Source organism: Streptomyces sp. NPDC026589 (genome assembly GCF_040638385.1).
GTDB lineage: Bacteria > Actinomycetota > Actinomycetes > Streptomycetales > Streptomycetaceae > Streptomyces.
Window position 1 is genome coordinate 1 of sequence record NZ_JBEZYG010000040.1, and the last position, 14,731, is coordinate 14,731.

General features: G+C 69.8%; 11 protein-coding genes. 7 read left to right on the plus strand and 4 right to left on the minus strand.

Annotated elements, in window-relative coordinates; genetic code table 11:
* Nucleotides 1-152: 152 nt before the first annotated feature.
* The gene (locus AB0F29_RS38895) at nt 153-1,595 is read right to left on the minus strand and encodes a CCA tRNA nucleotidyltransferase (protein WP_361882972.1); all 1,443 of its coding nucleotides are present in this window, start codon (nt 1,593-1,595) and stop codon (nt 153-155) included.
* A 180-nt stretch (nt 1,596-1,775) separates the two neighbouring features.
* On the opposite strand from AB0F29_RS38895, the gene AB0F29_RS38900 reads away from it, so the two are divergent.
* The 7 genes from AB0F29_RS38900 (at nt 1,776) to trxA (ending at nt 11,510) form a co-directional block, all read left to right on the plus strand.
* A complete protein-coding gene (locus AB0F29_RS38900) occupies nt 1,776-4,070 on the plus strand; it encodes a DUF6049 family protein (protein ID WP_361882975.1) in 2,295 nt (764 codons plus the stop codon).
* A gap of 50 nt (nt 4,071-4,120) precedes the next feature.
* Complete coding sequence (gene murJ, locus AB0F29_RS38905) at nt 4,121-6,283, plus strand: murein biosynthesis integral membrane protein MurJ (protein ID WP_361882978.1); 2,163 nt, start codon at nt 4,121-4,123, stop codon at nt 6,281-6,283.
* Nucleotides 6,284-6,412: 129 nt separating this feature from the next.
* On the plus strand, nt 6,413-8,143 hold the full coding sequence (locus AB0F29_RS38910) for a serine/threonine protein kinase (protein WP_361882981.1): 1,731 nt from the start codon (nt 6,413-6,415) through the stop codon (nt 8,141-8,143).
* Nucleotides 8,144-8,352: 209 nt separating this feature from the next.
* The gene (sigM, locus tag AB0F29_RS38915) at nt 8,353-9,069 is read left to right on the plus strand and encodes an RNA polymerase sigma factor SigM (protein ID WP_361882984.1); all 717 of its coding nucleotides are present in this window, start codon (nt 8,353-8,355) and stop codon (nt 9,067-9,069) included.
* Nucleotides 9,066-10,034, plus strand: a complete 969-nt coding sequence (locus AB0F29_RS38920; protein WP_361882987.1) for a hypothetical protein — start codon at nt 9,066-9,068, stop codon at nt 10,032-10,034. The genes sigM and AB0F29_RS38920 overlap by 4 nt, the downstream gene beginning before the upstream one ends.
* A gap of 126 nt (nt 10,035-10,160) precedes the next feature.
* A complete protein-coding gene (trxB, locus tag AB0F29_RS38925; protein WP_361882990.1) occupies nt 10,161-11,132 on the plus strand; it encodes a thioredoxin-disulfide reductase in 972 nt (323 codons plus the stop codon).
* A gap of 45 nt (nt 11,133-11,177) precedes the next feature.
* Nucleotides 11,178-11,510 (plus strand): thioredoxin, encoded by a 333-nt coding sequence (trxA, locus tag AB0F29_RS38930; RefSeq protein ID WP_361882993.1) that lies wholly within the window; start codon nt 11,178-11,180, stop codon nt 11,508-11,510.
* Between the two features lie 100 nt (nt 11,511-11,610).
* Here trxA and AB0F29_RS38935 read toward each other — a convergent pair whose 3' ends face one another.
* From AB0F29_RS38935 to AB0F29_RS38945, 3 genes are all read right to left on the minus strand, one after another.
* Nucleotides 11,611-12,231, minus strand: coding sequence for a GNAT family N-acetyltransferase (locus AB0F29_RS38935; RefSeq protein ID WP_361882996.1), 621 nt, complete (start codon nt 12,229-12,231; stop codon nt 11,611-11,613).
* 304 nt (nt 12,232-12,535) lie between these two features.
* A complete protein-coding gene (locus tag AB0F29_RS38940; protein WP_361882999.1) occupies nt 12,536-13,630 on the minus strand; it encodes a ParB/RepB/Spo0J family partition protein in 1,095 nt (364 codons plus the stop codon).
* On the minus strand, nt 13,627-14,703 hold the full coding sequence (locus AB0F29_RS38945) for an AAA family ATPase (protein WP_078585112.1): 1,077 nt from the start codon (nt 14,701-14,703) through the stop codon (nt 13,627-13,629). The genes AB0F29_RS38940 and AB0F29_RS38945 overlap by 4 nt, the downstream gene beginning before the upstream one ends.
* Nucleotides 14,704-14,731 lie beyond the last annotated feature (28 nt).

The following is a 14,731-nucleotide window of genomic DNA, read 5'->3' on the forward strand; positions in this document are numbered from 1 at the left end:
CGGCGCAGTCCCTCCGGGCCCTCGGCGAGGCGGCGGCGCACCGCCGCACCGGTACCGGGGCCGGGCTCGACGAGATCGGTTGTTTCACGTGAAACAACGCCCCTCGCCACATCCGGTGGCTGATGTTTCACGTGAAACATCAGCCACCGGGCTCAGTCCTGCCGCGCCCACCACTCCTTGAGCGCGGCCACAGCGGCGTCCCGCTCCATGGGCCCGTGCTCCAGGCGCAGCTCCAGCAGGAATCCGTATGCCTTGCCGATCACCGGACCGGGGTCGACGTCGAGGATCCGCATGATCTCGTTGCCGTCCAGATCGGGGCGGATCGAATCGAGCTCCTCCTGCTCCTGCAGCTGGGCAATGCGCTCCTCCAGCCCGTCATAGGTGCGGGAGAGCGCGTTCGCCTTGCGCTTGTTCCGGGTCGTGCAGTCCGATCGGGTCAGCTTGTGGAGGCGTTCGAGCAGCGGCCCCGCGTCCCGCACATACCGGCGCACCGCGGAGTCGGTCCACTCGCCGTCCCCGTACCCGTGGAAGCGCAGGTGCAGCTCCACCAGTTTCGACACGTCCTTGACCAACTCGTTGGAGTACTTGAGCTCGGCCATGCGCTTCTTCGTCATCTTCGCGCCCACCACCTCGTGGTGATGGAAGGAGACCCGGCCGTCCTTCTCGAAGCGGCGGGTCCTGGGCTTGCCGATGTCATGGAGCAGCGCGGCCAGCCGCAGCACGAGGTCGGGTCCGTCCTCCTCCAGGTCGATGGCCTGCTCCAGGACGGTCAGCGAGTGCTCGTAGACGTCCTTGTGGCGGTGATGCTCGTCACTCTCCAGACGCAGCGCGGGAAGCTCGGGCAGCACCTGCTCGGCGAGTCCCGTGTCGACCAGGAGCCCCAGACCCTTGCGCGGGTGCTGGGAGAGCAGCAGCTTGTTGAGTTCGTCGCGGACCCGCTCGGCGGAGACGATGCCGATCCGCGCGGCCATCTCCGTCATGGCGGTGACGACGTCGGGTGCGACCTCGAAGTCGAGCTGCGCGGCGAAGCGGGCGGCGCGGAGCATGCGCAGCGGGTCGTCGGAGAAGGACGCCTCGGGTGTTCCCGGGGTGCGCAGTACCCGCTCGGCGAGGTCCTTCAGACCTCCGTACGGATCGACGAACTCCTTCTGCGGCAGAGCCACGGCCATCGCGTTGACCGTGAAGTCACGGCGCACCAGGTCGTCCTCGATGGAGTCGCCGTAGGAGACCTCCGGCTTGCGCGAGGTCCGGTCGTAGGCCTCGGACCGGTAGGTCGTGACCTCGATCTGGTAGCCGTCCTTCTGGGAACCGACGGTGCCGAAGGCGATCCCGACCTCCCACACCGAGTCGGCCCAGGGGCGGACGATCTTGAGCACGTCCTCAGGGCGGGCATCGGTGGTGAAGTCCAAGTCGTTCCCGAGCCTGCCCAGCAGGGCGTCGCGGACCGAGCCGCCGACCAGCGCGAGGCCGAATCCGGCCTCCCGGAATCGACGGGCGAGGTCGTCGGCGACCGGGGACACCCGCAGCAGCTCACTCACCGCGCGGTGCTGCACCTGGCTCAGTGCACTGGCGTTCTCTTCGTTGGCGTTCGGCACAACAGAAAAGGGTACGTGCACGGACCGGCCGCGGCGTCATCGTTTACGGGGGCCCTGCGGCATACCCGCGATCATGAGCGATGGACCCCAGCACTTCGGCCCGCCGCACCTCGTTACCATGCGGGGACGCAGGACCGAACGATCGACAGCATCTGATGACGACGAGGGACGGGTAGGCGCGTGGCCGAGGCGGCAGACTTCCAGGGGACTCGTCCCTATCCTGCCCGCCGGTGGCTCCGCCGCACGGCCTCGGCGGTGCTCGGAGCACCGCTGCTGGCCGGTCTCCTGGCCGTTCCCGCGGCCGGTGCCGCCCCGGCCGCCGAGCCCGCCAAGGCCCCCACCGGCTCCCGTACGGTCGACGTGTCCCTGAACACGCTCTCCCCGGGCGTTCCGGCGGAGGGCGACACTCTGACCGTCTCCGGAACGCTCACCAACAAGGGCAAGGAGACGATCAGCAGCGCCGAGGTCGATCTACGGGTCGGGCCCCGGCTCTCCGGCCGCGGAGAGGTCGACGACGCCGCGAAGCGCTCCACGTACGTTCCCGGCGTCGACCCGGTCACCGTCGGGGACAAGTACACGGTGAAGTTCCCCAAGCTCGCCAAGGGGATCAGCCAGGACTTCACGCTCACCGTGCCCGCCGACAAGCTCGGCCTGGACGACCCCGGCGTCTACCAGCTCGGCGTCTCGGTCTCCGGCCGTACGACGACCACTCCTTACGAGCAGGTGCTGGGCATCGAGCGCTCGTTCCTGCCCTGGCAGCCCGAGGCGAGCGACAGCAGGACGAAACTCACCTTCCTCTGGCCGCTGATCGCGTCCCCCCACGTCACGGCGGAGACCCGCTCGGACGAACAGCAGACCCCCGTCTTCACCGACGACGGCCTGGCCGAGGAGCTGGCGCCCGGTGGCCGGCTGGAGCAGCTGGTGTCCCTGGGCAGCCGGCTCCCCGTGACCTGGGTCGTCGACCCGGACCTCCTGGCGAGCGTCGCGGCGATGGCCGGGAAGTACGAGGTCGAGTCGGGTGACACGACCGTCCCGGGCAAGAACCAGGCGGTCGCCAAGCAGTGGCTCAGCGCGCTGGAGAAGGTGGTCGAGGACGGCAAGGTGATCGCGCTGCCGTTCGCCGACCCCGATCTGGCCTCGATCGCGCACCGCGGCAAGAACGTGTCCGGAACGCTCAGCCATCTGCAGAACGCCTCCGCCGTGGCCGCGACGACCGTGGAGACCATCCTCCATGTGAAACCGTCCACCGACTTCGCCTGGCCCGTGAACGGCGCCGTGGACTCGTCCATCGTCGACGTGGCGACCTCGGCGGGGGCTCACAACGTGATCGCCCGCAGCGACAGCTTCCGGGAGACCACGAAACTGCCCTACACACCGACCGCGGCGCGGCCGATCGGCGGGGGCACCACCGCGGTCGTCGCGGACGCCCGGCTGTCGACCTTGTTCGACGGCGACATGTCGAGGGCGGGCTCCTCCACCAGCGCGGTCCAGAAGTTCCTCGCCCAGACCCTCGCACTGACCGAGCAGGCGCCGGACAACGAGCGCAGCATCGTCGTGGCCCCCCCGCGGATGCCCACCGTCGCGCAGGCCCAGACGATGGCCCGCGCGCTGGAGGGCCTGGCGGGCAACCGCTGGACGCAGCCCCTGGACCTCGTCGCCGCCGCCGAGGCGAAGCCCGACCCGCGGGCCACCACCAAGGTCCCCCGGGCCTCGGCATACCCCAAGAAGCTCCGGGCCCAGGAACTGCCCACGCAGGCGTTCCAGGACATCCGCACCACCCAGGGCTCGCTCGACAGCTTCGAGACGATCCTGACGCAGCCCGAGCGCGTGGTGACGCCCTTCGGCAACGCCGTCAACCGTTCGATGTCGACGTCCTGGCGCGGCCGGTCGCTGGAGGCACAGCAGTACCGGGACGCGGTCCGCGACTACCTGCAGAGCCTCACCTCCGAGGTGCAGCTCATCGAGAAGTCCGACGTCACCCTCTCCGGGCGCAGCGCGACGATCCCGGTCACCGTGCAGAACAAACTGGTGCAGGGCGTGGACCGGCTGGTTCTCCAGCTGACGTCGGACAACATCCGGCTCAAGTTCAACGACGACGGGAGCATGGCCGAGCTGCCGGTCAGCATCGCGGGCGGCCACAGCCAGTCGGTGAAGTTCGACACGGCGACCAGCGCCAACGGCCGCGCCCAGGTGACCGCCCGGCTGTACACGGAGGACGGCACCCAGTACGGCGAGGAGATGACCTTCACCGTGAAGGTCTCCGAGGTGACGCCCACCGTGCTGCTCGTCATCGCCGGCGGCCTGCTGCTCCTGGTGCTGGCGGGTATCAGGATGTACAGCCACCGGAAGCGCGCCGTGGCAAGCGACACGGCGAACGGCAACGGCGACGGACCCGAGCAGCCGAGTGACCCGACTCCGGACACCGGTCCGGAAAGCGGGGCCCCGTCGGGAACGGGTGAGAAAGTGGACCGTTGAGCGATGACTGTCGTGGCCGGTCGGCCGGGGACGATGAGGTAGGGGTTTCGATGAACGCGCCGTACGACGGTGACCGCGGGCAGGGCGCGGGCGGAGCAGCGTCTCCGGGCGGGCCTCCGGTTCCCCCGGGCGCGGGCCAGGACGGCTTCGTGCCGCCGGACCCGTACCTCCAGCACGCCTACGAGGACGACCCCTACCGGGCGCAGGACCTGGCCGCCCAGGACCCGGTGGGCGAGGCGCTCTACGACCGCGCCGCGCACCCGCCGCCGCCTCCCGGCACGTACCAGGAGCCGGGGCCGCTCTACCAGCAGCCGCCCGCCGCCCCCTACGCCCCCGACCCGCGCATCTGGGCCCAGACCCCGCCCCCCGAGCCGGCGGGGCCCTCCCGGCACCTCCCGTACGGGGACCGCCCGGCGACCACGCAGTTCGTCGGGGTCGACGCGCTCGTCACCCAGGCGTCGGACGAACGGCAGGAGCCGGACGCCTTCGCCCACCTCTTCCGGGACCAGGAGGGATCGGGGAAGCCCCCGGTACCGCCCCAGCCCGCACCGGCTCCCGCACCAGCGCCCGCCAAGGGCGGCGGCGGCAAGGTCTCCGGGCTCCTCAAGTCCAGCGCGGTCATGGCCGCCGGCACGCTCGTCTCCCGGCTCACGGGGTTCGTGCGGTCCCTGGTGATCACCGCCGCGCTCGGCGCCGTACTGCTCGGCGACAGCTTCACCATCGCCTACACCCTGCCGACGATGATCTACATCCTCACCGTCGGCGGCGGCCTCAACTCGGTCTTCGTCCCCCAGCTCGTCCGCGCGATGAAGAACGACGAGGACGGCGGCGAGGCCTTCGCGAACCGACTGCTGACTCTGGTTATGGTCACGCTCGGCGCGATCGTCGCCGTCGCGGTCTTCGCCGCGCCGGCGCTGATCCACATGCTGTCCCCCACGATCGCGAACAACGGTGACGCCAACAGCGTCGCCGTCACCTTCGCCCGCTACTGCCTGCCGACCATCTTCTTCATGGGCGTGCACGTGGTGATGGGCCAGATCCTCAACGCCCGCGGCAAGTTCGGCGCGATGATGTGGACCCCGGTCCTCAACAACATCGTCATGATCATCACGTTCGGGCTGTTCATCTGGGTCTACGGCACATCCGGTGAGTCGCAGATGGGTGTGGACACCATCCCGCCGGAGGGCGTCCGGCTGCTGGGAGTCGGCACCCTGCTCGGCCTCGTCGTCCAGTCCCTGGCGATGATCCCCTACCTGCGCGAGACGGGTTTCCGCTTCCGCCCCCGGTTCGACTGGAAGGGCCATGGGCTGGGCAAGACCATCAAGCTGGCCAAGTGGACCGTACTCTTCGTGCTCGCCAACCAGGCCGGTGTGCTGGTCGTCACCCAGCTGTCCACGGCGGCCGGCGCGGCCTCGGGCCACGACGGCACCGGGTTCCTGGCCTACTCCAACGCCCAGCTGATCTGGGGCATGCCGCAGGCCATCATCACCGTCTCGGTCATGGCCGCACTGCTGCCCCGCATCTCCCGGGCCGCCCACGACAACGACCCGGGTGCGGTCCGCGACGACATCTCGCAGGGACTGCGCAACTCGGCCGTCGCCATCGTGCCGGTGGCCTTCGCGTTCCTCGCGCTCGGCCTGCCGATGGCCACCTTGCTGTACGCCTCCAGCGGCATCGAGGCCGCCCGCTCCATGGGCTTCATCCTCATGGCCTTCGCGCTCGGCCTGATCCCGTACTCCGTGCAGTACGTCGTCCTCCGAGGGTTCTACGCCTACGAGGACACCCGCACCCCCTTCTACAACACCGTCATCGTGGCCGCCGTCAACGCCGCCGCCTCCGCACTCTGTTACGTCGTCCTGCCCGCCCGCTGGGCCGTCGTCGGCATGGCCTTCTCCTACGGTCTGGCCTACGCGGTCGGCGTCGGTGTCGCCTGGCGCCGACTGCGCAACCGGCTGGGCGGCGACCTTGACGGCGCGCACATCGTGCGGACCTACGCGCGCCTCTGCATGGCCGCGGTGCCCGCCGCCCTGGTCGGTGGCGCCGTCGGATTCGGGATCCTGGAACTCGTCGGCACCGGCGCACTCGGCTCACTGGCCGCGCTGATCTGCGGCGGCGTCATCCTCCTGGGCATCTTCTTCGTCGCGGCGAAAAAGATGCGCATCGAAGAGGTCAACGGCCTGGTCGGCATGGTCCGTGGACGGCTCGGACGCTGAATGAGTGCTCGCCCGCACAACCATCGCCGCACTCCGCTTGTCGTGCATAGCGCCGGAGTGTGGGCACAATTGGCGTGACTGTGCAGAGCTGGCTGGCATCGCGCAACGGATGGGGAGGCAGGAACGACGGTGGCGGAACGTAGCACGGCTGCCGTCGACGTGGCTGACAACAGCGGCGACGAGCCGCTGACCGCCAAGGCGGACGAGGCCACGACCGACGGAACGGCGCAAGCCGAGGAAACCGAGGGCGCGAGCCCCAAGGACACCGAGAAATCGGACGGTGGGCGGGAGCGTTCCGAGGCGGTTCCGGCCTCACCCGATCTGCACAGCGGTCACAAACTCGCCGGGCGCTACCGCCTGGAGGAGTGCGTCACCCGTCTGGACGGCTTCAGCAGCTGGCGTGCTGTCGACGAGAAGCTCCGGCGCGCGGTGGGCGTACACCTGCTGCCCGCGGACCACCCGCGAGCCCGCTCGGTGCTGGCCGCAGCCCGCTCCTCAGCTCTGCTCGGCGACCCCCGCTTCGTCCAGGTCCTGGATGCCGTCGAGGAGAACGACCTCGTCTACGTGGTCCACGAATGGCTGCCGGACGCCACCGAACTCACCGCTCTGCTGGCCACCGGGCCGATGGAGGCCCACGACGCCTACCAGCTCGTCAGCCAGCTCTCCCAGGCGATGGCCGCCGCCCACCGCGAGGGCCTGTCCCATCTGCGCCTCACACCCGGCGCGGTCCTGCGCAGCTCCACCGGGCAGTACCGCATCCGAGGCCTCGCCGTGAACGCCGCCCTGCGCGGCATCACCGCGGAGCGCCCCCTCCGGACGGACACCGAGGCCATCGGCGCCCTGCTGTACGCCGCACTGACCCACCGCTGGCCGTACGGGGACGACGCCCACGGCCTCGCCGGGCTGCCCAAGGGCATGGGGCTCATCGCCCCGGACCAGGTCCGGGCCGGCGTCCACCGCGGTCTCTCCGAACTCGCCATGCGGGCGCTCGCCAACGACGGTGCAACCGCCTCCCGGCAGGAACCGCCCTGCACCACCCCGGACGAGCTGGCCAAGGCCGTCGCGGCCATGCCGCGCATCCTTCCTCCGGAACCCACGTTCACCGCGCCGCCGGCCTATCAGCGCACGACTTATCAGCAGGGCACGTACGGACGGCCGTCCTCCCACCCGTCCGCCGTCACCCAGCCCGTGATGCCCGCCCCTCCGGCCCCCCTGCAGAGCCGTGCCGGCCGCGCGCTCAAGTGGACCGTCTCGGCACTCCTCATCGCCGCGCTGGGCCTCGGCAGCTGGCAGCTCGCGGAAGCATTGCTCGACCGCACCAAGGGCTCCGACGACACCGGCGTCACCGAACCGAACGAGGACGACAAGAACAAGGACGACAAGCCCGCGCCGTCCGCCGAACCGCTGGACATCGCGGGGGCCTCCGAGTTCATGCCCGACGGCTCCGGAATCAAGGAGCGGGAGGTGCACAACACCATCGACGGCGATTCCGGAACCCACTGGGTCACCCCGCGGTACCAGGGGTTCGCCAACTTCGGGAACCTCCCCCAGCGCAAGCAGGGCAGCGGAATCATCGTCGACCTCGGCAAGGTACGGGACGTCTCCGGCATCGACGTGTCCATGTACCGGAAGGGGCAGACAACGACCGTGCTCGCCGCCTCCCCGGACGCTTCGTACCCGTCCACGACGGCCGACTTCGACCAGCAGATCGTCAAGCGGACGGTCGCGGGAAAGGCGCTCGAGGAGAAGCTGGACAAGCCCGTCCGCACCCGCTACGTCCTGATCCACGTCACGGAGCTCCCCTCGGACGGCACCGGCGGCTACCGCGGCGGCATCACCGACATCTCCGTCCTCGGCTGACGCGCGGGCCGGCCCGGGCCACCCGTGCCGGCCCGTGATCACCGGCCCCACTCGCCCGTTACTGTGGGGCGGACCGCCCGCACCACCGAGCGCCTGCGGCGACAAGGGTTGCGGCCGTCACACCCGTGACGGCAGGCTTCTCCCCGTCGCACCGCTTCACCGGGTGCGGCCCGCATGTGACATCGGATCCGGTTCGGAGGGGGAGCACGGTGGATTCCGTTCCACCCGAGGCACCGAGCGACTCGGACCTGCTCGCCCAGCATGTGGCGGGCGACCCCGACGCCTTCGGTGAGCTCGTACGCCGCCACCGCGACCGGCTCTGGGCCGTGGCGCTGCGCACCCTGGGGGACAGGGAAGAGGCGGCCGACGCCGTCCAGGACGCCCTCGTCAACGCCTTCCGCGCCGCCCACACCTTCCGGGGCCAGTCGGCGGTCACCACCTGGCTGCACCGGATCACCGTCAACGCCTGCCTCGACCGGGTCCGCAAGGCCGCCTCACGCAAGACGTCCCCGGTGGACGACGCCGAACGACTCGATCAGCTCCTGGAACCCCATGAATCGGCCGAGGCCCCCGCGGTCCGGCAGGACCTCCATCGCCAGCTCCAGGAGGCCCTGGGCACACTGCCCGCCGAGCAGCGGGCGGCCCTCGTCCTCGTCGACATGCAGGGCTACTCCGTCGCGGAGGCAGCCGGCATCCTCGATGTGCCGTCCGGCACCGTGAAAAGCCGATGTGCCCGGGGCCGGGCGAGACTGGCCCCCCTGGTCCGCCATCTGCGCGCGGGAACCGGGGGGCAGGCACCCGACGGGGAGAACGGCGCGGTCGGAAGGAACCGGACGCCCGGAGCATCCGTCCCACCTGCGTCAGGTCCCAGAGACGCAGGAGCAGGCGATCCTGCCGCTACGAAGGGAGGAGGTGGGCGCCCGTGACATCCACGGCCGACACGGCTCAGCACCCGGAGGTCTCCGAGATCTCCGATCTCACCGAGGGACTGCTCTCCCCTTCCCGGGCGACGGAAGTCCAGCAGCACGTCGCGGGTTGCGACCTCTGCTCGGAGGTACAGGGCTCCCTGGACGAGATCCGTGGGCTCCTCAGAACGATGCCCGCCCCGGATCCGATGCCCGAGGACATCGCCGCGCGTATCGACGCGGCTCTCGCGGCGGAGGCCCGCCCCACCGCTCCCGCCGTGGACGAGCCGGTCGTTGTTTCACGTGAAACAACGACCGCCGAGGACACGACGACCGACCGTGCGACGCGCGAGCCCGCTCCCAGGAGCGTCGGCGCCTCCGTGCAGGATCGTCCTGCGGGCCGGTCCTCCGCCGCCACCGGACCGGGCCGTCGTCCCTCCCGTCGGCGGCGGCGCGCTGTGGTCCTCGGCACCGCGTTCGGCGCGGCGGTCATCGGGATGAGCGTCTTCTTCCTCCAGTCCATCGCTCCGTCCGGCGACTCATCCAAGACCGCGGCCGACAGCGGAGTCAGCGCCGGGGAGAGCCGTGCGCACGCCTACGCCGACGGCACGCTGGAATCCCAGGTGCAGGACCTCGTCGGGAGTGGGACCGCCCAGGAGAGCCCCGGCGCGAAGAAGGTGCCGCCGGGCGCGGACACCAAGTCGACGAGTGAGGCCCTCACGCCCGACGCCGAAGCGTCCAGGAGCCCCTTGAAGGCGCCTGCCGTCGCTGTTCCCCCCTGTGTCCAGCAGGCCACCGGCCGCACCACGCCGGCCCTCGCCCTGGATAAGGGGACGTACCAGGGAACGGACGCCTATCTCGTCGTCCTTCCGCACGCGAGCGACTCCTCACGCGTGCAGGCCTATCTCGTGGCCTCCTCCTGCGTGGACACCGCCCCGGAGTCCACGGGGCAGCTGCTGCTCACCCGCGCCTACGACCGCCCCTGAAAACCGTCCGCGACCGCCGCGGCACGTTCGGGAATGCATCAGCCGTAGGATCCGTTGGGTGGGGTGTGAGTCGTTGAACCGACCCCGTAGGCAGTTAGGCAGTCTGCAGAAACGAGGAAGAAACCCGTGAGCGACGTCCGTAATGTGATCATCATCGGCTCCGGACCGGCCGGGTACACCGCCGCGCTGTACACCGCCCGCGCCTCGCTGAACCCGTTGGTCTTCGAGGGCGCCGTCACGGCCGGCGGTGCGCTGATGAACACCACCGACGTGGAGAACTTCCCCGGCTTCCAGGACGGCATCATGGGCCCCGAGCTCATGGACAACATGCGCGCCCAGGCCGAGCGCTTCGGCGCCGAGCTGATCCCCGACGACGTGGTCGCGGTCGACCTCACCGGTGACGTCAAGACGGTCACCGACACCGCGGGCACCGTCCACCGCGCCAAGGCCGTCATCGTCACGACCGGCTCCCAGCACCGCAAGCTCGGACTGCCCAACGAGGACGCCCTCTCCGGACGCGGCGTCTCCTGGTGCGCCACCTGCGACGGCTTCTTCTTCAAGGACCACGACATCGCCGTGATCGGCGGCGGCGACACCGCGATGGAAGAGGCGACCTTCCTCTCCCGCTTCGCCAAGTCCGTCACGATCGTCCACCGCCGTGACACCCTGCGCGCCTCCAAGGCGATGCAGGACCGGGCCTTCGCCGACCCGAAGATCAAGTTCGCCTGGGACAGCGAGGTCGCCGAGGTCAAGGGCGAGCAGAAGCTCTCCGGTCTGACCCTGCGCAACACCAGGACCGGTGAGACCTCCGAGCTTCCCGTGACCGGACTGTTCATCGCCGTCGGCCACGACCCGCGCACCGAGCTCTTCAAGGGCCAGCTGGAGCTCGACGACGAGGGTTACCTGAAGGTCGAGGCGCCCTCCACCCGCACCAACCTCACCGGCGTCTTCGGCGCCGGAGACGTGGTCGACCACACCTACCGTCAGGCCATCACGGCAGCGGGCACCGGCTGCTCCGCCGCCCTGGACGCCGAGCGCTTCCTCGCGGCCCTGGCCGACGCGGAGCCCGCGGAGCCGGAGAAGACCCCGGCCGTCTGAACGTCCGCACCGCATCCCACCCCCCGAGAGACTAAGGAGGCCGCCGTGGCCGGCGCCCTGAAGCACGTTACGGATGACACCTTCAACGAGGTCGTCCTCAAGAGCGACAAGCCTGTTCTGGTGGACTTCTGGGCCGCCTGGTGCGGTCCGTGCCGCCAGATCGCCCCCTCGCTGGAGGCGATCGCAGCGGAGCACGGCGACCAGATCGAGATCGTCAAGCTCAACATCGACGAGAACCCGGCCACCGCCGCCAAGTACGGCGTGATGTCCATCCCGACCCTGAACGTGTACCAGGGCGGCGAGGTCGCCAAGACCATCGTCGGCGCCAAGCCGAAGGCCGCGATCCTCCGCGACCTCGAAGGCTTCATCAGCGCGTAATCGCGCAGCGGCACGCCGTCGCGATGTTTCACGTGAAACGGGCCCACCCCCTCAGGGGGTGGGCCCGTTTCGCATGGCGGCAGGCCGCGACGTCCCGGCCTCACAACGGCCGCAGTGCCGGTTCCTTCTGCACAGCCCCCAGAAGACGGTCGAGCGCCATCTCCACGTCTTCCTTCCAGGAGAGCGTCGTCCGCAGATCCAGCCTCAGCCGTGGGTACACGGGATGCGGGCGCACGGTCTTGAAGCCCACGGCCAGCAGATGGTCCGCGGGGAGTACGCAGGTGGATTGCTCGGACCGCCGCGCATCGCCGAACGCCTCGATGGCCTTGAAGCCCCGGCGCAGAACGTCCTTCGCCACCGTCTGCACCATGACACGGCCCAGCCCCTGACCCTGGTACTCGGGAATGATCAGCCCAGTGATGAGCTGGACGGCATCGGGAGAGACCGGGCTGGTCGGGAACGCCGTCGAACGGGGGACATACGCGGGCGGGGCGTAGAGCACGAAGCCCGCCGGTACGTCGTCCACATAGACCACCCGGCCGCAGGACCCCCATTCCAGGAGGACCGCGGAGATCCAGGCTTCCTTCTCCAGCTCCGGCTTGCCCGCCTTTACCGCGGCTTCCCCACTGACCGGGTCAAGCTCCCAGAAGACGCATGAGCGGCAACGCTCGGGGAGATCCGGGAGGTTGTCCAGAGTGAGTGGTACGAGCCGACGCCCCATGACAGCGATGCCTCCCTTCCTTCGCCGGCCGCACCCCGTGCGGCTGCCAGTGTGCTCCGTTCATGGAACAGACTGCCGACGAATCCCCCGACGGCGCCCAGGCTCAGCCCGACCGTGACGAGCCGACTGCGGCTCACTCTTCGCAAGGCCTCCGCCCTCCTCTGAGGTCGACCGCCGTGTATGCGCCGTCCCAGAACGCATCGTATCCACCAAGGGGTGACACGGATACCGGGCGAGCGCAAAGGGCGGGCCGTGTTCCGGTAGGTACCCGGCTCACGGCCCGCCCTTCCTCGGGTCCCGCTGCTCAGCCCTCGTCGTCCTCCTCGGACGTCTCGGCGAGCCGACGCTCCAGCACCCGGCCCTCGCCCGGGGCGAGGCTGCCGAGGATCCGGTCCAGGTCCTCCATCGAGGCGAACTCGACGACGATCTTGCCCTTCTTCTGTCCCAGGTCGACCTTCACCCGGGTCTCGAAGCGATCGGACAGGCGGGTCGCCAGGTCGGTCAGAGCGGGGGACAGGCGGCCGCCTGCCCTCGGGCCCTTGGGCTTCACCGCGCTCGTCGGGCTCGAGCCCATGAGCGTCACGATCTCCTCGACCGCACGCACCGAAAGCCCTTCGGCCACGATGCGGTGGGCCAGCCGGTCCTGCTCCTCGGAGTCGTCCACGGACAGCAGCGCGCGGGCATGACCGGCCGAAAGCACGCCCGCGGCGACCCGACGCTGCACCGGCGGCGAAAGCCGCAGAAGCCGCAGCGTGTTCGTCACCTGCGGACGCGAACGGCCGATCCGGTCGGCCAGCTGGTCATGGGTGCACTTGAAGTCCTTGAGCAGCTGGTCGTACGCGGCGGCCTCCTCCAGCGGGTTCAGCTGAGCCCGGTGGAGGTTCTCCAGGAGGGCGTCCAGCAGCAGCTTCTCGTCGTCCGTGGCACGGACGATGGTGGGAATCCGCTCCAGGCCCGCCTCACGGCAGGCCCTCCACCGACGCTCACCCATGATGAGCTCGTAGCTGTCCGGGCCCGCCTTCCGGACCACGACCGGCTGGAGAAGGCCGACTTCCTTGATGGAGACGACCAGCTCGGCCAGCGCGTCCTCGTCGAAGACCTCACGAGGCTGGCGGGGGTTCGGCGTGATCATCCCGATCGGCAGCTCGGCGAAGTACGCACCGGACGTCCCGGCTTCCTGCTCGGATCGGCCCTCCGGAGTGGACGCAGGCTCCGGCACCACCGGGACGGAGGGCAGCGCGGTCACCTTCGCAGCGGCCACCCCACGCTCCGCCGTCAGAACCGGACCCGCGCCGGACGACGCCGCACCGCCCCCGGGCGCTGACACCTGCTTCTCCTGCGGAGCGGCGGGGATCAGCGCACCGAGCCCACGCCCCAGTCCTCTACGACGCTCACTCACTGAATGCCCTCCGAAACGTTCTGCTGGCTGTTCTGACTGCTCGTGTGGGCGTGCTGTGCCTCGTAGTGCACCCCGACGCCCCTCAGGGCGATCTCCCGGGCGGCTTCAAGATACGAGAGCGAACCGCTGGAGCCCGGGTCGTAGGTCAGCACGGTCTGCCCATAGCTCGGCGCCTCCGAGATACGCACCGAACGCGGGATGCTCGTCCGCAGCACTTCCTTGCCGAAGTGGGTACGAACCTCCTCGGCGACCTGCGAGGCGAGCCTCGTCCGGCCGTCGTACATCGTCAACAGGATCGTCGAGACGTGCAGGTCCGGGTTGAGATGGCCTCGCACCAGGTCGACGTTCCGCAGGAGCTGCCCCAGGCCTTCCAGCGCGTAGTACTCGCACTGGATGGGGATCAGCACCTCGGCCCCGGCCACCAGCGCGTTCACCGTCAAGAGACCCAGTGAGGGCGGGCAGTCGATGAGGATGTAGTCCAGCGGCTGCTCATACGCCTGGATAGCCCGCTGGAGCCGGCTCTCCCGTGCCACCAGGGAGACCAGTTCGATCTCCGCACCGGCGAGATCGATGGTCGCGGGGGCACAGAAGAGACCCTCTACGTCCGGCACGGGCTGGACCACCTCGGAGAGCGGGCGGCTCTCCACCAGGACGTCGTAGATCGAGGGAACATCGGCGTGGTGATCGATGCCCAGAGCCGTGGAAGCGTTGCCCTGCGGGTCGAGGTCGACCACCAGAACGCGTGCACCGTGCAGGGCCAGGGAAGCGGCAAGGTTGACCGTCGTGGTCGTCTTCCCGACCCCGCCCTTCTGGTTGGCCACCACCATGACGCGGGTGCGGTCAGGACGGGGCAGCCCTTCGCCGGCGCGGCCGAGGGCCTCGACCGCCAGCTGAGCGGCTCGGCCGATGGGTGTGTCGTCCATCGGCGGCGGTGTTTCACGTGAAACACCCTCACCCACGGACTCGGTTCGGGGACCGGGGACCGGGTCGGTCATCGGTCCCGCGATGTTGGCGTCGGACCGCAAGGATTCACTCTCCTCGACTTCAGGCTCGCAATGAACAGAGCCTGCCATGCTTTCGGGGTCGTGAACCAGCGAGGCC